This is a genomic window from Pseudoalteromonas sp. SR41-7 (assembly GCF_014163935.1).
Taxonomy (GTDB): domain Bacteria; phylum Pseudomonadota; class Gammaproteobacteria; order Enterobacterales; family Alteromonadaceae; genus Pseudoalteromonas; species Pseudoalteromonas distincta.
Window position 1 is genome coordinate 1 of the sequence record NZ_JACJEF010000006.1, and the last position, 26,437, is coordinate 26,437.

15 protein-coding genes are annotated in these 26,437 nt (G+C 38.5%); 1 reads left to right on the forward strand and 14 read right to left on the reverse strand.

Going from position 1 to position 26,437, the window contains the following annotated elements; genetic code table 11:
• Positions 1-303: 303 nt before the first annotated feature.
• The 12 genes from H5092_RS09640 to H5092_RS09695 form a co-directional block, all read right to left on the reverse strand.
• Positions 304-3,267 carry a TonB-dependent receptor gene (locus H5092_RS09640; RefSeq protein ID WP_182715632.1) on the reverse strand — a complete coding sequence of 988 codons (2,964 nt, stop codon included), beginning with the start codon at positions 3,265-3,267 and terminating at the stop codon, positions 304-306.
• Positions 3,268-3,790: 523 nt separating this feature from the next.
• A complete protein-coding gene (locus H5092_RS09645) occupies positions 3,791-6,823 on the reverse strand; it encodes a TonB-dependent receptor (RefSeq protein ID WP_182712202.1) in 3,033 nt (1,010 codons plus the stop codon).
• 325 nt (positions 6,824-7,148) lie between these two features.
• On the reverse strand, positions 7,149-9,881 hold the full coding sequence (locus tag H5092_RS09650; protein WP_182733420.1) for a poly(beta-D-mannuronate) lyase: 2,733 nt from the start codon (positions 9,879-9,881) through the stop codon (positions 7,149-7,151).
• 451 nt (positions 9,882-10,332) lie between these two features.
• Positions 10,333-11,295, reverse strand: coding sequence for a class 1 fructose-bisphosphatase (locus tag H5092_RS09655; RefSeq protein WP_182712204.1), 963 nt, complete (start codon positions 11,293-11,295; stop codon positions 10,333-10,335).
• The gene (gene fbaA / locus H5092_RS09660) at positions 11,292-12,374 is read right to left on the reverse strand and encodes a class II fructose-bisphosphate aldolase (protein WP_002962276.1); all 1,083 of its coding nucleotides are present in this window, start codon (positions 12,372-12,374) and stop codon (positions 11,292-11,294) included. Before fbaA ends, H5092_RS09655 begins: the two co-directional genes overlap by 4 nt.
• Before the next feature lie 14 nt (positions 12,375-12,388).
• Positions 12,389-13,006, reverse strand: a complete 618-nt coding sequence (eda, locus tag H5092_RS09665; RefSeq protein WP_058154918.1) for a bifunctional 4-hydroxy-2-oxoglutarate aldolase/2-dehydro-3-deoxy-phosphogluconate aldolase — start codon at positions 13,004-13,006, stop codon at positions 12,389-12,391.
• Between the two features lie 229 nt (positions 13,007-13,235).
• Positions 13,236-14,168, reverse strand: a complete 933-nt coding sequence (locus tag H5092_RS09670; protein WP_182733421.1) for a sugar kinase — start codon at positions 14,166-14,168, stop codon at positions 13,236-13,238.
• Between the two features lie 74 nt (positions 14,169-14,242).
• Positions 14,243-15,550, reverse strand: a complete 1,308-nt coding sequence (locus H5092_RS09675; RefSeq protein WP_002962964.1) for an MFS transporter — start codon at positions 15,548-15,550, stop codon at positions 14,243-14,245.
• Between the two features lie 2 nt (positions 15,551-15,552).
• Positions 15,553-15,897, reverse strand: coding sequence for a cupin domain-containing protein (locus H5092_RS09680; RefSeq protein WP_002962963.1), 345 nt, complete (start codon positions 15,895-15,897; stop codon positions 15,553-15,555).
• 5 nt (positions 15,898-15,902) lie between these two features.
• Complete coding sequence (locus H5092_RS09685) at positions 15,903-18,119, reverse strand: heparinase II/III family protein (RefSeq protein WP_182733422.1); 2,217 nt, start codon at positions 18,117-18,119, stop codon at positions 15,903-15,905.
• A gap of 5 nt (positions 18,120-18,124) precedes the next feature.
• Positions 18,125-20,383, reverse strand: coding sequence for a polysaccharide lyase 6 family protein (locus H5092_RS09690; protein ID WP_182733423.1), 2,259 nt, complete (start codon positions 20,381-20,383; stop codon positions 18,125-18,127).
• Positions 20,384-20,530: 147 nt separating this feature from the next.
• Positions 20,531-21,409, reverse strand: coding sequence for an NAD(P)-dependent oxidoreductase (locus H5092_RS09695; protein WP_002962960.1), 879 nt, complete (start codon positions 21,407-21,409; stop codon positions 20,531-20,533).
• Between the two features lie 625 nt (positions 21,410-22,034).
• On the opposite strand from H5092_RS09695, the gene gloA reads away from it, so the two are divergent.
• Complete coding sequence (gloA, locus tag H5092_RS09700; protein ID WP_182733424.1) at positions 22,035-22,424, forward strand: lactoylglutathione lyase; 390 nt, start codon at positions 22,035-22,037, stop codon at positions 22,422-22,424.
• 294 nt (positions 22,425-22,718) lie between these two features.
• Here the strand turns inward: gloA and H5092_RS09705 are convergent, their stop codons facing one another.
• Together H5092_RS09705 and H5092_RS09710 are read right to left on the reverse strand one after the other, a co-directional pair.
• Complete coding sequence (locus H5092_RS09705; protein ID WP_182733425.1) at positions 22,719-22,985, reverse strand: DksA/TraR family C4-type zinc finger protein; 267 nt, start codon at positions 22,983-22,985, stop codon at positions 22,719-22,721.
• Between the two features lie 247 nt (positions 22,986-23,232).
• The gene (locus H5092_RS09710; protein WP_182733426.1) at positions 23,233-26,100 is read right to left on the reverse strand and encodes a pitrilysin family protein; all 2,868 of its coding nucleotides are present in this window, start codon (positions 26,098-26,100) and stop codon (positions 23,233-23,235) included.
• Positions 26,101-26,437: the final 337 nt, after the last annotated feature.

A 26,437-nucleotide genomic window follows, 5' to 3' on the forward strand; every position in this document is an offset into this window, starting at 1 on the left:
GAAAATTACGCTAGAACTAGGCAAAAATTTTTGTATCTAGTTGTTCTAAATAAAAAATTTTTAACGACGTTATAGTGCAATTTAATTCGTTAAATTGATCAAAGATTTATGCAGGTTGGTATAATTACTGGTGGCAGTGTCGCAAGACATTGCCGCTGTAACGGTATTGATAAGTAAAATACAAAGTGGAATAAATCATTTTTGTAAATGTTAACTAATTATAGTTAAAAAAAAGCAAGCCAGGTGGCTTGCTTTTAGCGTCTTTAAATACACACACTTATAGACTCGATTTAACTATAACCTTTAAAATCTATAGCTTGCGCCAAATGTAATACGGCGGTCTGTAATACCTTGGAAACAAAGTAAAGCACCTTCGTTTACACAAGACTGGCTAACTTCTGACTCAGTTAAGTTAACGGCTTCAATACCGATATTTAGCTGATCGTTCACATCATAACTTATGCTGGCATTAAGCTGCCCTCTGTCTTCTTGTACAACAGGGAAACCCCATGGGAAGCTTGAAGTGCTACCAAAGTCAGTTGAACGGTACCCTTCGCGCCACGTGTAACGCGCTCGAGCAGATAGACCGTATTTCTCATAGTAAAATGTGATGTTATATGCGTTTTCTGACAGATCAATGAGTGATTGCTTAGCACTGATGTCTGCATCCGGGTTACCGGTTGTTAATGCAAAAACAGCATTTGCACGACTCGTTGCGGTGTCAAATGATTCACCACCAGAAAATTCTTGATAGGTGTAGTTAGCAACAACACCAAAACCTGATGCCCAGCCTAGCTCTTTTTCAAAATTTGATAAGTCGTATTGAGCTGCAAGCTCGATACCTTGCTGTGTTGTTTCACCAGAATCATTAATAGTAGTTTGTGTTGGTACACATAACCCTACACCAGCATCTGGGCCAAATACGTTTATGTCAGCAATTGGGTTAAATATGCCGCCGCCTTCACATTCAGGACCATTTGTATCGCGAAAGCCTGTGTTTGGGTCTTCAAATGGGTCAACTTGCTGTGTAACGTGCAAATCGCTACGTGTTTTATGAAAGTACCCCACACTTAATAAAGCAGCGGGTGCAAAATACCAATCAGTGGATATATCGAAAGAGGTTACTTCTTCTGGCTCTAAGCCTGAGTTACCTATTGAAACTGCACTATTAGGGCTGGTGCCAAACGTAACGGATGTAGATAGGTCATCAAAATCTGGGCGTCTGATATCTTTTGACCAACCTAGACGAACAATCACATCTTCACTTACATTCGCGGCTAAATTAAATCGTGGTAAAAAGAAATCGTAATCACCTTTTGACGTTACTTGAGTCACCAGTTCGTTGCCACTTCCATCTTGAGTAACAGAGTTACCTAGCGATGTAACTTCAGTCTCTAAATAACGTAAGCCAAAGTTACCGCGAAACATGCCATACTCAAAATTAGCTTGTGCATATAAGGCATGTGTTTCTTCTTCAATATCAAAAAACGCATTTACTTGAGACGTTGGTGAACTTATTGGACCACGATCAGAACCTGTTATTGCATTATTAGCTTCAATCGCTTGGTTAAGTGCTGCTAATACAGCTTGTGGATCAGAGGATGCAAGCTCTGGGTTTATAAGTAAGAAATCACGAATATAAAGTGCTCGCCCATCACCATCATTAAAGTTATCTGGGCCCGCTGTTAATAATTGTGCAAATAAATCACCCGTTGGGCTATCAGCCATATTTCTTAAACCAACGTTAGAGCGAACTTGATCCGACATACTGCTCGTTTTACTGTAGCGGTAACCAAAATCGACTGACGTTATTACATCATCTAAGTAATATGTAAAATCTGTACGAAACGCATCTTCTGTATTTTCTGACTCATCTTGCCCTTGGTTTACGTCACGTAGAACAACATTTGCAGGGTCGAGTAATTGAGCCATTGTTGGTGCGTTTGCCTCCCCCGTTGCAATACCAAATGTAAGTGCATCACCTGTAAGATCATACTCAAAAGGAGTCCCGTTTTCATTTGACGAATTAGTAGCGACATTTGGATTTATAAAATTAAGCGTTGTATTAAAGCTTGGTGTAGTTGAATCAGAACGAGAGGTTGAGGCTTCAACACTTGCAAATAATCTATCGCCTTGCCATTCGCCCCCTATTCTAAATATTTTGCTTTTTGTTATGCGTGAATTAGTATCACTAGAAAAACGTAAATTAGGATCGCCACCACCGTCTTCAACCGGAATAACGCCTCTTACGGCCGCTTGTATGCTGCCTAGGTTTTGTCCGTCAAGAGAACCAAAATTAACTGTTTCAAATTCACTCGGTATTGATACATTTCTAAGATCACTTAGGCCAGATGCTTGTACTCTTGAGCTTTCTTGGCGGCGCTCTTGATCGTTAACAACTGCATCAAAAAAGAATTTCATATTATCGTTTGGTGCATATTCAAATGTACCTGCGAAGTTTTTTGTCTCGTATTCGTAATTATCGTAATCTTGAATCAAAAATTGTACTGGTAGAAAATCAAACGATTGTGCACTTGCAGCACCACTATCAGCGGCTATCGAATTATCTCTATCAGCACGAGGACGAAATGCGGTTACGTCTTGCTCACTGTAACTACCACTAAATACAACACCAAACTTACCGCCAGAATCAAGCTCCCAGTTATCACCCCAAGCACCCGATACCCTAGGAGTAACACCATCTGTTGATAAGCTACTATCTTCACCTTGAACTCTAATTGAGCCTAGAGTTTCATTTAACTGTAACGGGCGAATTGTTTTAAGGTTTATTGTTGCGCCCACAGAGCCTTCGATTGTTTTTGCTTCAGGTGACTTAATTACTTCTACACCGGAGATGATTGCAGCTGATACATCTTCAAAACTAATGCCACTTCGCCCAGACCCTGAGCCAACTGTTGATACGCCGTTCACTTCTGTACGATTGGCATTGGTACCACGAATTTGAACACCTGTACCTACCCCTGCTTCACGGGTAATTTGAATCCCTGTTACATTTTCAAGTACTTCTGCGAGGTTTTGATCTGGTAGCTTACCAATATCGACAGCCTCAATAATCTCAACAAGGCTATCTGCTGAACGCTTTTGTGCAAGCGCATTTGTAAGCGATTGTCGAATGCCTGAAACTTCGATAACCTCAAGATCGTCTGCAGCTTTTTTTGGAGCTTCTTGCGCCTGTGTAGACAAAGACATACCAAGTGCGGTTGCCGATATAACTGCCAGTGTAATTTTAGATAACTTGTGACTCATAGTTTTTTTCCTGTGTGTGTGAAATGCTATGTTTAACCAGCTACTTTATTGTTTTTATTAAAAGCCCTTAATTATTACAAACCCTTAACTTTATATTTACACCCAACTATAAAAAGGTCAACCTTTTGGTAATAAATTTAGATCAAATATTATGCAATATGTTATTACCAAAATAGAAAAACTTAACTAACCTATAATTTAAAATCATAAAGTAGATTTTAAGTTATTGTTATTTATTGATTTTAAATTTAATTAGAAATTGAGCTGTTAATTACAAGGGTTAAAAGAGTTATCGTTTTAAAAATGAAATAATTTAGGAAGGAGAAACCGATGATGTTGGGCGTGCTGAATAAATGGCATTATTGGTTAACCAATTTGGTTTTGAGTCAAGAAGCGTTTATTAGAAAGCGAGCTGTGTTGAGTACTATTTATTAGCGCTATTGAAAATATAAAATTGAAGAATTTAGGGATCAAAAAAGGCGGTAAAACCGCCTTTTTAATGAGATTTAATGTTTAACTATTATTACAGCTTGTAGCTTAAACCTAAGAATAAGCGTGGGCCGTAGTCATTCACTTCACCTAAGTTTCCTTCAACAAAGAAATCTTGTGATTTAGGTGCGCTGAACAAGTTAATTGCTTCTGCTTTAACTCTAAAGTGCTCATCAATTTTGTATGATGCGCGCATTTCCCAAACGCCTACAGAATCAACATAACGAAGTCGAGTACCATTTGTAGTATATGGTTGGAAATACTCACTACGATATTTGTAAATAACGGCAGTATCAAACCCACCAATTTGGTAGTACAGCTGGCTGCTAAATACATGCTTTGAGAAGCCAGGTACTGAAGCTGACTCAACAATACCGTCAGTTAATTGTGTAGTATTACCGTCTACATCAGTAACAAACGTATCGCCGTATAAGCTATCTTGGAACTCAAAGTCAGTGTCTGCATAGTTGTAACCAAATTTCATACCGATGCCATTATCCCAGTGGTAAGAAAATGAAGCTTCAAGACCTAATATTTCACTGTCCTCGTCTGACGTAACAGAGTTGGTGATTGGTAGTGAAACTGTTTCACCGGCAACAGTAAAATCTTCAATTACGGTTTGTTGTTGAAAACCGCCATTGAACTGTTTGTAGTATAAGCTTAACGCTAAGATTGAATCTTCGTTAGGGTACCATTCAAACGCAGCGTCGTAGTTCCAAGACATAAGTGGTTGAGTGTCTGGATTACCAGAACCATTTACACCCACTAATAAATCGCTGATTGATGTTGCTGTACCTTCTGTATCTTCTTGGAATGTACGGCTATAACCTAAATTAGATGGATTTGCGCGTGACATACCACGGTATATACCTGCTCGGAATAAAATATCTTCGCTGTAATCAATAACTAGGTTAAAGCTTGGTAAATACTTAGTGTAATCGCCACCACTTTTTATTTTATCCAGTGAACCGTTATCAGACTCAACTAGAGACAGTACACCGGTATCACTTGTTACAACATCAAAGCTATTTCTAAAACCAATCGAAGTTACATCTGTGTCTACAATACGAAGACCAAAGTTACCGCGAATGAATTTGCCAAACATTTCAGTATCGTAGTTAGCCATTAAGTACACTGATGTTGTTTTTTCTGTTACATCAATTGTACCTGCATTTTCATATTCAACTTCTGGGTAAGCAAACACACCATCAACGTTAGAACCAGCTACAGCTTGTGAGAAACATACGTTGTCGTATGTAGCCCATGATGAACCTGTACCGCTAGCTACAACGTTACCGTCGCTATCAATATTTGTTACGATATCACCATCAGATACACTCGATAAAAAGCCTGATTCAGGGAAATCGATTTGACAACCTTGTAATACGTCAAGCGCTTCAGTACCAGAGTCTAGTGTAAATTCGTTTCTTGAACCGTTACCTTGGCTACCACCATACTGTAGGAAGGTCATTTCAGATGTTCTAATACCACCTTGAATACTTGTAAAAACGTTGCCATCTAGCGCATAGTCAAAATCTAGTCGCGCTGATATAACTTCGTTTTCACGAACATTTTCACGGTCAAGTCGTGTTCTTAGGCTATCTGTAAAGTTTGAAATATCTGTTACGTCAAAATCTGTCAGTGTGAAATGAGGAATTTCATCGCCCATATCCCAAGAAAAGAAATTGCGACCTGATGTTCTACCACGGTTAGATATTTGAAGTTCTTCACGTTCAGTTTTTGAATACGCTAAATCTAAGTCAACAGTTAATCTATCGGTAACTGTATGTTCTATATTTATGCCGTAACCTTGGTAGTTTTCTTCACGAGAAAATTGCTCACCCGCTGATTCAATACGCTCTTCACCTTCCCAATGTAAAATACCGCCTACATCGTTAGTTACAAGTGTTGGACCGGTTACACCTGGTGTTGCACGTTTTTGTAAAAAGATTAAATCGTGGCGTGCTTCTTGTTGTGTTCTATCTGAAATTTGTGCATCAAAGTTAACATCCCAATCAGCTGACGGTTGGTATTGCAGTGCAAAAAATACTGCATCACGTTCATCTGATGTCTCGTTTTGGCGAAAGCTTCGGCTACTGCCAGTCCAAGCATACGGAGTACCATCACTTACTGCTTTACCTGTTTCTGGATCGATTTCTGTATCGTAACCTTGGTTGCTACTGCCATTAACTTGGTCTTCACAGTCGCCTGCGCTGCTACGATAAAAACCTTCATTGGTATTAGTCGGATCGTTTAAACACGCCCATAATGAAGAACCTGATGGGCTAGAACTTCTGTATTCAGCCTCTGGTTGACTAATTTCTTGGCGCTGCACACCAAAAGACACACCAACGGCTTGGCCGTTATCAAATTCAAACTGATCAACATAACTAAACGTGCCACGGTAACCCGCGTCACTTTGCAGCGAGTTATCTACATTACCTTCGTCTGGGTTGTAATTTAATTTAACCTCAGCTGATACACGTTGTTTGCCAAAATCAAGTGGAGTTATAGTTTCAAGTGCAATAACACCTGCAACACCACCTTCAATCATTGAGGCATCTTGCGTTTTATATATCGCTACTTTTTTTACAAGTTCAGAAGGGAACTGCGAAAAGTTAACTGAGCGGTCACCACTACCATTAGTCGCTTCACGACCATTAATGTGTGTTGCACTTAAAAATGGACCAAGACCACGGATAGTGATTTCTGTAGCACCACCGTTTTCACGGTGAGATGCAGCACCTGTAATTGATTCTAGTGCTTCACCGATAGACAGTGCTGGTAAATCACCAATATCTTCAGATGACAGGCCATCAACTACCGTTGTTGCTTCACGTTTAATTGCTATTTGATCTTGTATCGTTCTACGTGTACCTGTAACACTAATTATTTCAACGTCTTCTTCAACTTCTGTCGCTTTTCCCTGATCTTCCTGTGCGCTTGCTGTAAATACGCAAGAACTTGCCATACCTGCGATGACCGCTGTTCTTACCCATTTTGCAACTGGGCGCATTGCAAACTGCCCTGTTGTAGAATTATTGTTATCTCGTGACTTCAACGACATTTGAATTCTCCGCTGGTTGTTGTTGTGTGATTTTAGTGTGTTAGCTTGTTATGCTGATGTATATTTTATGTGACCTTTGATATTAATATACTTAAACCCAGCACGATGATCAACCAATTTGACGTTTTAATATTACCATAAGGTATACCAATTTTAACTTAACGGCATTACCAGTAGGTCAGGCAGGTTTTTTGCTAGAATATAAACAGCTCTAAACTAGTCGATAAATGGGTAATGTAGGTTGAGAAAAGTGTAGTGATTATTAATAAATAATAAAAAAGCCCCAAATTTGGGGCTTTTAAAAGTTAACTGATTAATTGGTTACTTAATCGTTTTGTATTTTCCATGTAGATCCAACACCGACTTCAGATGATTGAATATAATGAAGACCTTTAGCACCTGCCTCTGCCTGAAGGCCTGCAGGGTCAGTTTCTAATAACGTACTTGCTGCTGTAACGTACTCAAGCACTTCTTTACCGTTATTTGCTGGGTCTTGGTCAATTGCACCATCAGTATCGAATGCGCCATTACCATTTAGTTGTCTAATTTCAACCCAGTCACCGCTTGCATCGCCTGATACTCGACTATCCATATAACCAAAGTTGTTACTTAGCACCGAACTATCATGATTAATTAAGTCACAGTCATATTCAAAAGCATGGTCACTATCAAGTGTATTTGGGTAAAATAGGCCTTGAGTTGTAGCACTGCTGCTTATTGTATCTGCGTCTGTTTGATCACCTAAACCGTTTGCAATTAAATTTCCATTAAAGTTTATAACAAACGCATTTTTGGTCAGCCCATAGAGTACCGGCGCATTCGCTGCGGTTAACTCATCACAATCACTTGTTGGTGCTTTAGAGCCTATTTCCGTACTAAATACAATAGGTTGCTGTGAGTTCAAAACCGTATTGTTTGTTACATTTAGTGTAAAGTCGCCAGCGCTATCAAGTACAGCTTGGTTACCCGAGTTTGGCACACCGCCATCAGCTTGTGAAAATGGGTTAGCTGTAAATACAATACCGCCCGCTTCTTTATTACCAGAACGAATACCAGCAATGTAGTTGTTACTCACAGTGTGACCAAGTGGTGTGATCAATACCCCAGCAGGTCTGTCGCTTGAGCTTGCAATATCTGTAGTACGAATAATGATGTTGTCTGTAACACTATTAAATCCACCATCTTCTAATGAAATACCACCATTAGGATTTATGATTGTATTGCCTTTGATGGTTGCGCCAGAAGTTTGTACACGCATTAAACGACGACCCGTTACAAAGTTTTCTACGCGGTTATACTGAATAGTAAAGTTTGCGTTATCAGCTGCACCACTACCCGTTGTACTACCTGCATTAATTAAGTATAAACTTGATTGATCAAAGTTTGGATTATCACTGTCACTAAATAAATTATATTGAATAACGTGATCAGAGCTTGATGATGATATTTTTATCACAGACCCTTTTTCTGCTACATTTCGATTAGAGAATGTATTTCGCTCAACCAACGCACTTTGACCTTTTATCATCAGCCAATGGTATTCAGAGTTATTGAGTGTCGCTTCTTCTCCATCCATCGTGTTTTGCGAAAAAGTAAAGTTATCCCCTTCTGAGTAAATAACAGCACCTTCTTCGGTTTCACAAAATGCACCCGCTTTAGTATCTATATTCTTAAAGGTAAGCCCTGTTAACCCCGCGCCATCTACTCCAGCAGCTACATGCACACATACTTCACCACTAAGTACAGGAGTTTGACCTTCTACAGCGCGAAGCGTTACTGCACTGGTTAATAAAATTGCGTCCATATCAGCATAAACACCCGTGTTTAAACCAATAACATCACCGTCAGCTAAACCGCCACTTATAGCACCAAGGAGTGCTTCAGGGCTACTAACTAATTGTGTGTAAACCAATGTATCAAGTGAGTTTGTAACCTCACTCGCAAAGCCATCATTATCTGTATACGTGGCTTTTACTGACATTATTGAGCCAGCGTAATCAGAAGGCGTAAATGTTTTACTATTGCTCCCAGCTATTTCAACGCCATCAGCAGACCAAGTATAAGTAACGTTAGCCTCTTCAACGCCGTTGTTATCAGTTATCTCAGCGGTTAACTCGCCATTTGTTAAATAAGGCACTACACCCATAATGGCTACGCTACCGGCTTCGTCAACCGCAACAGCAGAAACAGCAATTGTTTCCTCTGATGTATTATCCTCGATAAACCCATTATCATCTGTATAAGCAACCTTAACACTTACCTTTTGACCTAAAAGTGATGCATCAACTGTAAAGGTGCTCTCTATTGCGCCATCTATCTCTTGTGCGTCAGCAAGCCATTGATAAGTGATATCTCCTGTCGCCCCATCGGTATCATTAATTTCTGCTGTTAAAGTATTTCCAACAGTTGGCGTGCCGCTAATTGTAACTTCGCCTTCTGAGTTTGTTCGTGCGACAACCTCTGTACCGGCTGAAGTTACAGACTCGTTAAACCCACGGCTATCTTCAAAAGATGCACTAACTGTAATAACTGTACCAAACTGTGCGTCTGTTAACGTGAGCGTTGAAAGTGCTTCATCAGCAATTTCTACGTCATCTGCAAACCATTTATAAGTTACTGTATCGCCATCAAAGCCATTGTCGTCAGCTACATTAGCAGTTAGTTGCGAACCAACTAGTGCGTCACCTGTAATAGTTAAACTTGCAGGAAATGCGATTGCGGCAACATCTGCGGTTGGTTCTGTAATATGCGATTCATTAATACCGCCATCATCTGTATAAAGCCCTTGAACTGTAATTGGTAACCCTATCTGATCGTCAGTCAATGTAAATGAAGCGCTATTTGCACCAGCAATTGCCTCACCATCTGCATACCAGTAGTAAGTCACGTCACCTGAGATTCCATCAGGGTCACTAACTTCAGCTGTTAATGTTTGTCCGCTTGTAACAGTTCCACTAAGAGCAATAGAGCCCAAGTTGTTGTCATTGTTGTTTGAGTTTGTGTCACAACCAACGATTGCTGCTGCAATAGCGCATAGCGCAAAATGTTTGAATTTCATGGTGGCTCTATTCTCCAAATTTATAGTTTTAATATTTGGCTATCTATTGTGTGTGTTACCAAATAAATCATGTGTTTATTACCAAATTCATTTAAATTGCAAATAAATTGTTAACCAACTTGGTAATATAACCACAATAAAATAAGTTTTTCCACTATCCCAACCTAATTAAATAACAATAAATAAACACCAAGTTAACCTTGGGCTTTTATTGTTGGTTAAAAATTGAATTCAATTGTGAAAAATAACGTTGAAGATACATAGCCTTATAGTAAAAACTTAGTTTTATATAGGGTTTAGAAGGTAATATTATTAAATATATGTGAAGTATTCTTATTTGAAGACAATAAGAAAAGAAGTGAGTTTGTATAAAGAGGATGATTTACAAAGAGAATTAAAATTAAGGGTAAAACAAGGGGCAATTTTCTTACCCCTTTTTTTGAGTGCTGTTTTATAACATGGCGTTATTATAAAACTCTACAGGCTCATTTGAACCCAAAGCAACAGGCACACGCTGGTGCAAGCTAGTTGGCGCAATATCTAAAATTCGCGTTCCTCTAGAGGTTGCTTTACCACCTGCGTTTTCAACTAAAAGTGCTAACGGGTTTGCTTCATAAAGCAGTCTTATTTTTCCGTTATCGTTACCACTGCGTTTATCTTGTGGATACAAAAATAACCCGCCTCGGCATAAAATACGATGAACGTCGCCTACCATCGCTGCATTCCAACGCATTGAGCTTTTTTCAAAGCTTTCACAGGTGTATAGCAATTTATCAAAATACACTTGTGTTGGTTCGTCCCAGTAACGGTAGTTAGCCATATTAACGGCAAATTCACGGCTTTGTTCTGGCACACTTAACTGCTTGTTTGTCAGTAAGTAACCGCCATGTGTTGAGTCTAACGTATAACAACGCGTAGGACCGCCAGTACTCATTACAACTAATGATGAAGGGCCGTATAACACATAGCCTGCACACACTTGATTTACACCGGGCTGACTAAATTGCTCGTCGCTGTCAAAAGGAACATCATCACGGGCTAAGTAAATAGTAAATATAGTGCCTATTTGCCCATTAACATCAATATTAGAAGAGCCATCTAACGGGTCAAAAGCAACAATAAACTTACCTTCAGGGTGGCCACCTACCGCATGATCTTCTTCCTCTGATGCAACAGATCGTACACTGCTATCATCAAGTAGGATGTCTTTAAGTAGTTGGTTTGCGATTACATCAAGCTTTTTTTGAACTTCACCTTGAACGTTTTCATTCAGAGTTGAGCCTAAAACACCGGCTAATTCACCTTGGCTTACTCGAAAAGCAATTTCTTTACTGGTCGCTAAAATTGTGCGAATAAGTAAAATAAGATCGGTATCTACACCGTCTTCTTTCAATACTGTATTTAATCTTTTCATGCGCTATACCTGTTTACACAATTTAGATCGTCAAAGCATTGCTCTAGCCTTGCAACCATACTTTGCTCTGAATGACGCAACCATACACGAGGGTCATAGTATTTCTTGTTTGGCTTATCATCCCCGTCAGGGTTACCAATTTGCCCTTGTAGGTATGCTTGCTTGTCTTTGTAGTAATCTAAAATACCTGTCCAACACGCCCACTGCGTATCGGTATCAATATTCATCTTCACTACGCCATACGTTAAAGACTCTGCAATTTTACTGTACTCAGAACCACTACCACCATGAAAAACAAAGTTAATTGAGTTGCTTGGTAGATTAAATTTTTCTGATACGTAAGCTTGTGAATCTTTTAAAATAGTTGGCGTAAGAACAACGTTACCCGGTTTATATACACCATGAACATTGCCAAAAGAGGCTGCAATTATAAAGTTAGGGCTAATACGACTTAAGCGTTCGTAAGCAAATGCAACATCTTCAGGCTGAGTATATAAAGCAGAACTATCTAGGTGTGAGTTATCAACACCGTCTTCTTCGCCACCCGTGCAACCAAGCTCAATTTCAAGCGTCATACCTATTTTTGCCATACGCGTTAAGTAACGTTCACAAATTTCGATATTCTCTTCTAAAGGCTCTTCTGACAGATCAATCATATGTGAGCTAAACAATGGTTTGCCAGTCAGTTCAAAGTGTCTTTCACCTTCATCAAGCAAACCATCAATCCAAGGTAGTAGCTTTTTAGCTGCGTGATCAGTGTGAAGCATCACTGCTACTTCATAATGTGCTGCCACTGAATGTACATATCTTGCAGCACTTACCGCCCCAAGCACAGCTGATTGTTGCTCTGGTAAAGATAAGCTTTTACCACAAAAAAATTGTGCTCCACCATTAGAAAGCTGAATAATAACGGGCGAGTTTTTCTTTTTAGCAGCTTCTAGCGTCGCATTAATAGATGTTGTGCTAACAACATTTACCGCTGGCAACGCATATTGATGTGTACGTGCATGCTCGTACACAGCACTTACTTCGTCGCCAACGATTACGCCTGGTAGTATTGTTGGGGCTAAATAATTCATTTATGAAATCCTTTCTATTTTAAAGCCTGGATACAAGAATCAGTAATTGCTTGCCAATTTTCTTGTTCAACCCATTCTTTCTTCGCTATCCAAGTACCGCCAACGGCGAATACATTATTTAAAGAAAGATAGTCCATTTTGTTACTTTCGCTAACGCCACCTGTAGGACAAAAGCTGACTGCTCTAAATACTGACGACACAGCTGACACAAAAGGAGCGCCACCGGCAAGCGATGCTGGGAATAATTTTTGCTCTTCAAAGCCATATTCAAGCGCCATTAAAATATCACCGGTGTTTGATACACCAGGAAGTACCGGCACATTACATTTAGCAAGTGCTTCAAGTAACGTAGGAGACACCGCTGGGGTTACAATAAAATCAGAACCCGCTTCAAGTGCTTGCTCCAAAATATCAGTATTGATGACTGTTCCCGCACCTACTTTTAGCTCAGGCACCTGTGCTTTAATAGCTTTTAATGCCTCTATAGATGCCTCTGTTCTTAGCACTACTTCAACTAAAGTAAGCCCAGCATTGGCCATAGCTTTCGCTATTTGAACACCTTGCTCTGGAGTATCTGCTTGAATTATAGGTAGCAGTGTTTGTCCTGCCATAAGTTCAGAAAAGCGAGTCATAACGTTGTTCCTTTATAAAAAGTAATGCGGCCGAGGTATGGCGGCCTTTAATGTTTAATTATTTTGTTATACCAATTGCATTAAATTAATGAGCTATTATAGCGACAAGAAAATAGCTCAATAACAAGGCTAAAATTATGATACATAGTTGCTCTATATAAATAATTTTTATCGTAGTTAGTGAATTATTTAATACGCTAAGGTGATCATGTTTTTAATAAAATTGGTATCAGATCTCAGCTTCAGCCATTGCTAGCTGAAATATATCTTTTGGAGCAATAGCACCTGGTTGCTGTATAACAGTCCCTGCCGCTTTTGCAGCAAGTTGTACAGCACTTGAAATTGATTTGTCAGATAAACGTGCACCTAAGTAAACACCGTTAAAGGCATCGCCTGCGGATGTCGTATCTACAACATTTGTTACCGGTATTATGGTGTGGCTTTGAAGCGTATCGCCCTCTTTTGTCACTACCGATTCAGGGCCATTTTTAACAACAATTTCTTCAATTTGGTAAGGCTTTAAATATTCAACTACTGCTTCTACGCTATGAACGTCATAAAGTGTTGTTAAATCTTCAACGCCTGGTAGGGTAATATCTGCAAACGTAAAGGCTAAATGATACTGCTCTTTTGTTTCCTCTACACTATTCCACAAACGTGCTCTGTAATTAGGATCAAAAACGATTTTAACCCCAGCATCTTTAAGCTCCTTTACCACTTTCCAAAAGTCTTCACGTGCACTTTCTTCAATTATTGCTAATGAAATCCCTGAAAAGAAAAACATATCACCTTGGCTAAGCTGCTCGAGTGCATCAGCATCTAAAAAATCAACAACCTTTTTAGCTGCAGAATCATTGCGCCAATAAATAAAGCTACGCTCACCATGCTCATCAGTTTCTATGTAGTACATACCAGGTACTTTGGTGTCGTGAGCAAATACAAGTTGCGTATTTATTTGTTCACTTTCAAAGCGTTCTAGCATTTTTTTACTTAAATTATCTTGACCTAAAGCCGTAACAACCGAAGTAGTAACCTGCGGGAAGCAACGTTTTAAATACACTGCAGAATTATAAACATCGCCTGCAAATGATTGGTGCAGTGTTGCCGCGCTCATAGCTCTAAGCTCGACCATGCATTCACCGATAAAGTAAATATTTTTCATCTTGGAAGTTACCCTATGTAGTTAACTGCTATGCACATATACAAAATATGTTGGCATAGCAGTTATTATCTAGATTATTGAGGCTTTTTAAGAGGTTCTATTTTTGGAATTAAAATCCAAACAGCTGCCATTGCAATGATGGCTAAAGAAGCACCAATTACAAATGCTGGTGTGTAGTTACCATCAGCAGTAAGAAAAGGTACTAGCGATGTAAGACCTACAGCACCAAGCTTTGCCGCCATACCAGAAAAACCTGATAATGTACCCACTGCTTTTTTACCTAACAAATCACTTGGTAGTGTTTGCACGTTACCAATTGCAGTTTGAAAACCAAATAAGATAACAGCCATAATTAGTACCGCTGTTGTTGGTCCGCCTGGATTTGCCATTGCAAGTAGCGCTGGTAACATAATTAAACAACCCAGCGTAATAGTAAGCTTACGTGTTTTGTCTGTATTCCAACCTGCTTTAAGCCTGTTTTGTGCCAATAAGCCACCAAACCAAGCACCAAACATAGCGCCAACATAAGGTACCCAACCGTATATACCAATAGATTTAACATCCATGCCGTATACTTCGTTTAGGTAAATAGGGATCCAAAAAACAAATAACCACCAAATTGGGTCAATTGCGGCAGAGGCAATGATTACACCCCAGCTTTGCTTACGAGAAAGTAACTCAGCAGTTGTAGGGTTATATTCCTCTTCGTCTTCACCAGTTACATCACCGTTGTCATCAACACGTCTTTGACCCGTTAAGATATATTCACGTTCTTCGGCAGTAAGCCAAGGATGTGAGCTAGGCGGTGCTTTAACTAAAATTAACCATGGAACTAACCAAAGGAAACCTAATGCACCAACAAAAACAAACACCATTTGCCAGCTAAAGTAGATAGTTAAATAAGCAATTAAAGGAATAGCAATAATGCCACCAATTGCGGCGCCAGAGTTAAAAATACCCTGTGCTAAAGCACGTTCTTTAGTAGGGAACCATTCTGCGTTACCTTTAGCTGCACCAGGCCAGTTACCGGCTTCTGCTACACCTAAGATTGCGCGAAAAATACTAAGACTAAGTACACCTTGTGCAAATGCATGCGCAACGGTTGCAATAGACCAAACACCTATTGATAGTACAAAACCGAAGCGTGTGCCCACCCAGTCAAATATTTTACCAAAGATTGCCTGACCAAATGCATAAGCAAATACAAACACAATAGAAATATTAGCGTATATTTGTTTGCGTTCTAGCGCTGATTCATCAGGAAATAAATCTTCAACAATGTCCGGCCAAAGCACACTAAGTGCTTGGCGGTCGATATAGTTAATAATGGTAGCTAGCGCTATTAGCGCTATAACCCACCAACGTAAGCCTTTAAGTTGCATAATTAATCCTCAAGAAAGTCTTCACGCGCTGGGCTAAAAGTATCAATCAGGATTCCGCCTGTTGGGCAGGTAGCTCCATGATCAGCAAATGGTGGGATTAAGCAGCTATCACCCGGTTTTAAGATTTTAGTTACGCCATCAATGTTAAAGTGAAACTCACCTTCAACAACATACGTTACTTGAGAATGTCTGTGAGCATGGTTATAACCAATAGCCCCTTTCTCAAACCAAATTTTAACAGCCATTAGCTCTTCGTTATAACCTAGCATTTGACGTTTTAGACCATTTCCTAAGTCTTCTATTTCGGTCTCGTTACCAAATGAAAAGTTTGCGCTTTGCTTTTGCATCCTATTTACTCCTGATTATTGTTCATCATATAAACGCCTAATCGGCCATTTAAAGTGAACTCTTTATTTTGATAATTGAATGTGTTTTTAGCTGATGTTTGTGCTTTATTAATTGCCACTAAATATGAGTTTCCTTTAATATCAAGTTCAACAAGTGTTAAATCGCCCTGCTGACTATATTCAAGCTTTGTAACTCGACTAACAGCTTCTAGGGTATATTCTTTACTTGGGTTGTACTCACCATGTGGCTCTAATACAGATATAAACTTATGTTGCTTTTGCCCCTCAACACGACGAATAAAACCGTTTTCGTTGCGTAAATTAAAGTGAGGGTCATTTGCGCCTATTTGAGTAAACAAGAAAGACTCATCACCTTTAACCAAACTCGTTTGCGTATAAAAACGACCATTTTCGTTTAGCCACGTTACTTTAGCTAAACCACTTTGAGGTTGCGCTTGAGCTTTAAGCCATAAATGTTGGTAGCCATTTTTAGTACCTAGCGCAGACAGCTGTGCTGCATTTGCTTTTAACTCAAAGCTGGTATCGATAAGCTGACCTTTATAATGCAAAGGCAGGTCAAGCTGATGCGCTTTATTTGCAGCAACATCAAATATATCAAGTGCAACTGTGCTTTGTAGTTCAGGTAAGTTAATAAGTGCAAGCGTACGCTCAAGATCTACGCCTTTATAAGCTGTGCTTATTTCGCCGCTTGAAACCGTGCCGTATTCATTTGTTTCGAAAAAGTTAAGTGTAGGGTAATTACTATTTCCTACTTCAACATTTGCATTAAAATGTGTTGTTTCGTCGACCACTACCGTATTGTGCGCAACAGTGTGTTTTGCGTAAGTTTCGTTTTCAGGTAAATAACGACCGCCGTATTTAGCTTCTACATTTAAAAAACGTGCTGCGCCATAATCAGATACAATTTCATTTCCGTGGTCGTAAAACTGCCATGTTAATTTATCAAAATGACCATGGCCCAAACCTTGTGCAGCAGGTTTAAACAGTAGCGCTTGATCGCCACCTACCTGCGTTCTCATTACAACTAAAGCACCTTGTTTACCGTCATTACCATCACCGAAGGCAACAGATTTAAACGAATAAGGTTTTGCCATGTTGTTATCAAGTGCTTGAGCTACTTTTAGCCCATCACCAGAGAGAATTATTTGGTCTTGTTGCTTAGCAATATCTAAATAACCTGCATCGTTGGTTAAGCCGTACGCTGCCGTTACACCATTTACTAACTCAATGGTATCGATGCCTTTACTTTTTATTGCATCGTTAATTGGGAAGAACAAACCGTTGTAGCTAAGTTGAATCGTCGTATCAATCGCTTTTAATAATATGCCATCGCGATATTCAAATATTTTTCTTTGTGGTTCGTTGTTTTCAATCGCTTTAGCAAACGTTACAAATGGTAATAGTGCAAAGCGTTGATAGTAAGGACCTTCGTTATAGTAACCTTGTGGTGAAAACAGCATCTCTAGCTGCTTAATAAAGCCACCCTTACCCGATTTTTCTAAATCGTATAATGATTTTTCTACCCACTCAGGTTCGCCTAATACATACCCAGCCATGCCAACACCCGCTGTTGCCCATGTTCCATGGTTATGTACTTTATTAAATGTAGACGGTTGGCCTACAGATGTGAACAACGAAACAGGACGGAGTAAGTCATTCTCGATTGTTTTAATATTATCGGCATTTAACGAGTCATGAATTAGATCATAAGCTTGTATTGTGTACACAAGCCACATTGCTTCATTTAGGCTTTGCCAAAAAAACTTACCTGGATTTTGCGAATCCATTTTACGTTTTGGATGCAGACCAAGCGTTGGGTATAATTTTGCATACTCAAGCAACATATCACGTACATAGTTTGCGTATTTATCATCTTGGCTTAATTGATAAATAATGCCCGCGTTGTACATAAGTTGATAATTTTTCTTATGGCGCTCATGTGTATAACCACCACCGCCATCTTTTGGAACTGGTACAGTGATAGGCTGTGCAATTTGTTCATCTACTTGCGCTTTTAGCGATTCAAACGCAGTAGCAAACTTTGTGCTACCGTTGCTACTAATTGCTTGGCGCATTTGCTTAACATCATCAGTAGTAATCACTAAGTTTGGGTGCGCTGCATGCGCCCCCAATGATGTAAGTAATGTAAGTGCAGCTACAGCAGCTATTTTAAAACGTGTTTGGCATTTTAATAAGTACATAGTATTTACCCTGCCTTATTTAAAACGTTGTTATTTTTTAATACTGCCGTGTGCGGGCCTTTAACTCTTAACTCTTTAACACTTGGTGCTTTAGTTGCATCAAATGTATTGCCTGAGATTTCAGTTTTAGGCTCGCCTACTGTGTGCTCTACAATAATAGGAGCAGATTTAACAAATTTATTATCTTTAATATTAGTAACCTGAACACCGTGAACATAAATGCTCGCTTGCTCTTTGTTACGCTTACCAAGGCCAACGTTATTAAGCGTGTTATTTGTCATTTCAAAATGAGGGCCAAATGTACTTTCATCAGTGCCACCACGGTAAAGCTTAACTATGCCGCCTTTTACATCATTAAATGTATTATCATTTACAATAACGTATTCCGCGTTATAAACACCTAAGTCTTCAATTTCAGTATTTAGGCGTAAAATGTCACCTGTTACTGTATTAAAGGTATTACCTGTAACAATAATTTCGTCAGCCATTGCACCTTTACCAGTGATAAAGAAATGGAATGAATGATTAATATCTAAAGCATTTAACTCTGAGTTGGTCATTACAAAGCGGTAATTATCAACCATACCCCATTTTTGCGTACGAACAATGCTGTTACCTATTGCATCTGGCGCGTTTTCACCTGAAATTGATAAACCATCTAGTTTTAAGCTGCCGCCATCATGTATTTCAAACAAGGTAGAGCGTTGAAAAGTAAGTTTAGACTTTGCGTTCTGCTTCGCTTTAATTGTCAACGTTTTATCAATTTTAACCAGTTTAGACACATCATACTGGCCAGGCGCTAGTTCTAGAACATCGCCCGACTCTGCATTATCAATAGCATCTAGTAATGCACTTACATCAGCTTTAACAGAATGTGTCTTACCAGAATCAAAATCAACTAAAGCAGGTACTTTTGCATACCAACTAACACCGGTATCTTCTTTTTTAAGTACTTTTAAATCGCGCTTTGCACCTACATTTAAACTTTTAGAGGTTGGGTAAAGTAGACCATTACTTGCTTTTTCAAGCGTGATTTTTTCTTTTTTTACACCGTACGTTAGCTCAGAAAGCACTTTTGTATCTGCAATGTTGTTACTTAATACTAACCCACTTACATCGTCGAATGTTGTAAATGGCTGTTCACCATCTTGGTTTATGATTAAGTTGTTTTTCATTACGCTATTTTTTGGGGCTGCGCTACGCTCAGCATCGCTACCTGCAGCAAGTTGAATATGACGCACATTTATAAATGTGTTGTTTTCAATCGTCGCATTTTCTACTTGGTGATAACGATTAATAGATGAATTTGGTACGCCGTTCATTACAGTAAAACCACTGCCAAAACGATAGCCTGTTAGGCCTTGTAGGTAGTTATTTCTTACAATTTGATCTTTATTGATAACGCGGATACCACCTGTGTGATCAACACCATTACCAATGAAGATATTTTCTTCTATAAGATTGCCGTTACCATGGCGCAGCGTTAATGTACCGCGCGCTTCATAAAATACGTTATTACGAAGGATGTTTTTACCTGACTTAACCGAAACAATTTCTACTTCACCATTGGTACGTTCAAAGTAATTATTTTCAACCAATGTATGCGAATCAGTTAGTGAGTAATGGCTTGTGCCAATACGCAGGGTTTCACCACCGTTAGAACCAAAAGTTGGACGGTAGCCAAAATAGTTGTTATCTATACGATGATAGTTTTCCTGGCTTGCTTTGGTGTTTAAACGAACAGCAACTGTCACACCTTTATTGCGTTTGCCAACTAAATGACTATGATCAAAGCGGTTATGTTGTCCATATAAGGCAACCCAATAATCAGACTCTCGCTTGTCTGGATTACTGTAATTATCGATTACTGTTTGAGTAACTCGTGAATTGTAGGCTAATTCATTTTTATTTTTACGAAATTCTATTACAGCTGAGCTCGGTGTGTAGCCGTCTTTAAATACTAAACCAGAAGCTTCAAGGTATTTACCTGCAAGTCTTAGATTAGATTGACCTGATAGAATTACTTTTCCGTTAGTTTCAGCGGTTAATATAATAGGAGAGTTTTTTGTACCTTGGCCTTCAAGTAAAATTTCGAAGTCAGACCAAGTACCATTTTTAAGTACTACTTTGTCGCCAGCAACTAGATTAGCTGCGATATCATTAAAAGCTTGTTTATTTTCTATAAAATAATCTTTGGCCGCTACTTGTGTGGATATGCAACCGATGAGAACTAGACTAAGCTTTATTGTATTAATCAAACGCATAGTTAACTCTTTTTCGTTGTGACTGAAAGTAGTGCTTCATCAGAATTAAAAAAAGCTGACATTGCACAAAGACTTTAGTCAATTGGTGTCATGTGTGTTAAAGCGCTTTAAGTTAAAGCTCAAAGCGCTCAATAAGGTCGAGAAGTATTACTTTTCTAACTTTTTGAAGTAATCAAAAATTTCAGGAACGTTACCTTGACCCATACCAGCGTCAAACGCTGCTTGTAGGTTAGCTGATGAACCTTCAGCGATTTTTGATTCAGTACCTAGGTCTTCTACCATTTGTAGGAAGTAGCCTAAATCTTTGTTTGCATTAGCAATCGAGAAACCAAGGTCGCTAACATTATCAACTGCATAGTTTTTACAAAATTGCATAAATGGTGAGTTAGATGGGCCAGTCGACATAATGTCGAAAAGTTGTTGACGGTCAACACCAGCAAGCTCTGCCACTGCAAATGCTTGTGACATAGCACATACTGTCGTCATGCCCATGAAGTTGTTGATAAGCTTAGTTGTATGACCTGCACCTAGCTCGCCAAGATGGAAAACGTTTTCACCTTGATCTTCAAGTACTGGTTTAACTTTATTGAATGTATCAATATCGCCTGCAGCCATAATGTTTAAAAGACCGTCTTTAGCATGTGCTGGTGTACGACCTAGTGGCGCGTCGATCATGCCTGCGCCTTTAGCTGCTAAATCAGCACCAATTTTTTTAGTAGATGATGGGATAGAAGTACCAAAATCAACTAATACTGCACCTTCTTTAATACCCGCTAGGATACCGTCTTCTGCGTAAACAATTTTTTCTACAACGGCAGACGTTGTAAGACAAAACATAACAATATCTGAACCTTCAGCTAGCTCTTTTGCAGTGCTTGCTGTTTTTGCGCCTCTAGCAACACATGCTGCAACCGCATCTTTGCTAAGGTCCATAACAATTAGCTCATAGCCTTTGTTTTGTAAATTTTCGGCCATGTTGCCGCCCATTAAGCCTAAGCCGATGAAACCGATGACTGGTTTTGACATGAATAACTCCTAAATATGTGGCGCATACTTTTATAAGAACAAGTAAAATTTACTCTATAAATACGCTGTGTCTTTTGTTTCAATTTGTAGAGTAACTTTAAGCTTGAGTTATTTATAAATTAACCTGTGCAAAACGTAACTCTGATTAATTACCAATACATTGTACTCACTCAAACCAAGCAACTTACCAATTGGTATGCAAAAACTGTATTACCATACGACTTTTTTGTCAACCAATAAGTTAACCAAGCAAACGCCACATTTTTAAAAATTACACAAAAATTAATTTAATATCCTATTAAAACAAATAGTTATATATCAACAGCACAATTAAGCAAAGGTTAACTTTTGTTGAACAATCAGTAACTTTTTTTATACTAATAGGTTGACCAATAATTGAGTACTGGTTATTTAAACATCCAAAATTTAATAAAATGATTCATTAATTGGTAATTTATAAAGGTCGAACTCAAACTGTTTTAAGCCCACTCTCATATTAAGGTTGTGATTTATATGTAATGCCTACATATATGGCTAATACATATAACCCCCCTAAAACGCGCTTGATAATAGCGCTTAGTTAAAAATACTCTTAACTTTGAATAAATAACTAAAGGAACTAAAAATGCGTTTATTACATACTATGCTTCGTGTAGCGGATTTGGATAAATCAATTGCTTTTTATACTGAAATATTAGGTATGAAAGAATTACGCAGGGCTGATAACAGTGAATACAGATACACTCTTGCCTTTGTTGGATATGGCGACGAAGCAGATAACACAGTATTAGAGCTAACTTATAACTGGGACGAGGATAGCTACGACCTAGGTAATGGATATGGTCATATTGCTATTGAGTTTGATGATATTTACAAAGCATGTGCAGATATTAAAGCTGCTGGTGGCAATGTAAGCCGTGAACCAGGGCCTGTAAAAGGCGGTACTACTGAAATTGCTTTTGTAAAAGACCCAGATGGCTATGCAATTGAGTTAATTCAGAAAAAGAAGACATGAGTAAATTTTAAATTACTTAACAACTAATTCAAGTTATAACAATTTGCTTAATGCCAATCTGCTTATATATGGGGTCTATTTAACGTTAAAAAATTACGCTAGAACTAGGCAAAATTTTTGTATCTAGTTGTTCTAAATAAAAAATTTTTATCGACGTAATAGTGCAATTTAATTCGTTAAATTGATCAAAGATTTATGCTGGTTGGTATAACTATGGGGAGGTTTAATTTTATATATAGTTCAAATGGTTATGCAGATTGGTATTAAATAAAAGGTGCTTTGCAGCACCTTTTTTTAACGCAACTGACTATCTTTACTACCACGCCTATTAAACGATTTAGCGCTGACACCATTGCCTTCTATTTCAGCTTGGCATGCAACACAGTAGCGAACTCCTGGTAGCGCGAGCCTTCGTGCTTGTGGGATTTTTTCATCGCACTCGTCACATAGCTCAGCACTTGCACCAGATATTAAATTGCTTCTTGCATACTGTACGGCGTCGTTAACACTTGCATCAATTTGATCTTGAATTGCACCGTCTCGTGCCCATCCACTTGCCATAAATCCTCCTAATAAAGTTGGATGTTTAAATCTATGCTACCAAATTGAATCTTTATAAGTACTGAATAATAAAGCTAGGAATGGGGTGTTATTTGAAGGCTTCAACTATAAAACTATATTTTATATCTAAAGAAAGACGCTGTAGTTGCTCCCTGTAATCTACTTTCAAAAAGATCAACACTCTAAAATCAGGCAAAAAAAAGCAGCTAAAAAAGCTGCTTTGTAATTCTAATTATTTATTTAAATATTAAAGGCTGTAATCAACAACCTTCATGCCTAATTTTTCAAGCTCAGGGCGAAGTGTTTTAGCATCACCCACTACTAAATAAATCATATCTTTAGTGTTTAAGTGTTTTTTAGCTAAGGCGTTAACTTCTTCTTTGCTAATATTGCTAACAATCTCATTTCTTTCTTTTACAAAGCTAGGTTTTAAATCGAACTCTAATATTTGTGCTAAAAAGCCAAGTTTTGCATTAGGCGTTTCGTATTTAAGCGCATCTTTTTGATTGATAGCTTTACGCATAAACATAAGCTCTTCATCCGTGACACCGTTTTGAGCATAGTTATTAAGCTCATTAGTAAACTCTGTAATAGACGCTGCAGTAGAGTCGGCTCTCACCGCTGCAGAAGCTGTAAAGCCACCAGATGTTTTATCACCCCAAAAACGAGAGCGAGCACCGTAAGTGTAGCCTTTATCTTCTCGTAAATTTAGATTGATACGGCTGTTAAACGTGCCACCAAATGCAAAGTTCATTAAGTTAGCTTTAAAAAACTCACCTGTAATATCTTCAACCATACCGCGTTTACCAATACGAATTTCTGATTGAGGGGCATCTGGTTTATCTACAAGATAAATGACATTAGTTTCTACTTTAGGTTCACTGAAATCAACCGCTACTGGGCTCGATTTACCTTGCCAGTTTGCAAGTGTAGCTTTAACCTTTGGCTCAATTGTTGACTCTTTTAAATCAGAAACAATAATGACTTGCGCGCCCTGTGGTTTAAAGTTTGCGTTATAAAAAGCTTTAACGTCATCTAATGTAATAGCCTCAATACTATTAAGCGTTCCAGTACTTGGAAGTGCAGCTATATTGTCGCCATATAGTAATTTGCTGTATGTATTAGATGCTAAATACCCTGCATCCTTCATTGAATGTTGAATATTTTGAATGATTTGCTTTTTATTACGCTCAAAGTCATCGGCATTAAATGCTGGTTTAAATAATTTCTCTTCAACAAGCTTTAGCGTTGCATCTACATTTTTGGTTAAGCTAGAAACATACACATTTGTATGTGTTTTATCTGAGTAGATACTTACCTGGCTACCCAGTTTTTCAAGCGCGTTACTCATTTGCTCTGTAGTGTAGTTTTGCGTTGACTCGCTCATTAACGATGCAGTCATTGACGATAAACCCACTTTACTAGCTTGCTCATTATACAAGCCACCCGGAACTTTAATAAAAATAGCGGTGGTTGGCGTTTCTGTACTTTGCGTACCTAATATTTTAATACCGTTTTCGGTCTTAGTTTGCCAAAGAGAAGGAACATCAACAGCAGGATTTGCGCCGGCTACAGGGTGAATACTTCGATCAAATGTATCAACAGCTCTTCGTGCTACTAAATCATCAGCTGAAGTTGTAGATGGACCTCCAAAATCATGCGCTTTAGGCGTAAAGTTATCTGGGGCAGCTATAAGTTGAGTTTGACCTTCTGGCACAACACTCATAATAACGGCAGATTTACCTTTGATATATTGATTAAAAACACGCATAACATCAGCTTTTGTAACTTTGTTATAACGTGCAATCTCATCTTTAGCTGAGTTTGGGTTACCTGTAAACGTTTCAGATGCGGCTAGTTGAGAGACTTTTCCTGATACGCTTTGCAGACCAAAAATTGCACCTGACTCTATTTTAGCTTTTACTTTATCTAAATCATCTTGTGTAACGCCACGCTCTTCAAATTCAACAAATGAATCACGAATGATTTTTTCCATATCAGCTAACGTTTTCCCTGCTGTAGGATTTGGTAAAGCATAAAGACTAATTGAACACGCTAACTCTTGGCATGGATGATTTGCACTTGCTTGAACAGCAAGTTGAGTTTTAACTAGGTTTTTGTATAGTAGTGAATTATTACCTCCACCTAATATTTCAGCAAGTATATCAAGAGGTGCTTCATCTTCAGAGCGAGCATAAGTCGTTGGGAAACTCATACTTAATAAAGGTAAGTGAACCTTATCTTCCATTGAAATATATCTATCAGCATCTAGTATTACAGCTGTTTTTTCAACTTTAGGTATTTCAGGACCTTTTGGGATTGGTGCAAAGTATTTAGTAACTAATGGCAGTATTTCATTAGCGTTGATGTCACCACCAATGGTAAGCGTTGCATTATTTGGTCCGTACCATTTTAAAAAGAATGCTTTTAAATCATTTACATTTACGCGATTTAAATCGTCCATAAAACCAATTACAGGCCATGAATATGGATGGCCGTCTGGATACATCGCTTGAGCAACACGTTCACCTAAACGACCATAAGGGCGATTATCAACACGTTGGCCGCGCTCATTTTTTACTGTTTCGCGTTGTACTTCAAATTTTTCTTGGGTTACAGCATCGAGTAAAAAGCCCATTCGGTCAGCTTCTAGCCACAACATCTTTTCTAATTGATTTACAGGTACTGTTTCAAAATAATTTGTTCTATCAGAGTTAGTAGTACCATTTAAAGTACCGCCTGCTTCAGATATTATTTTAAAATGTTCCTCATCAGCAACATTCTCTGATCCTTGAAACATCATATGCTCAAAAAAGTGAGCAAAGCCTGACTTACCCAACTCTTCGCGAGCAGAACCAACGTGGTATGTTACATCAACGTGTACTAAGGGATCTGAATGATCCTCATGCACAATTACAGTTAAACCGTTATCTAGTTTATATTTTTTATACGGTATGTTGATTTCACCTGCATTAGATTTCACTGATTCAATAAGTGTAACGCCAGGAATTGATGTTTCTGTAACAATATTTTTATCAACAGCTTGAGTTGAGCTATTACATGCAGCCAACCCTGATGCAAGTAAAACAGCAAGTGCAATTTTTGTGAGTTTCATTTTTTAGTCCATATTTAAATTAACTCAATGAGTTTAAAGACTAATTAAAAGTACAACAAGGAATATGGAGCGATTATGGGTTTGGTTTTGTAACAAAGTGTAAATAGATTGATATAAAAATGAAGTATAAAATGAGGGTATTAATTTGTGGTTTTATTCTAATAACACTGCACTTTCTTATCTAAGTAGTAAATGACATATCTAAGAGATTGGTACTCTTGATAACGTCGTGCATAGAGAGTGCGGTGTCACACTACTTTACACAATACTTAAAATAAGTAAGTGGCGTCCCCAAGGGGATTCGAACCCCTGTTACCGCCGTGAAAGGGCGGTGTCC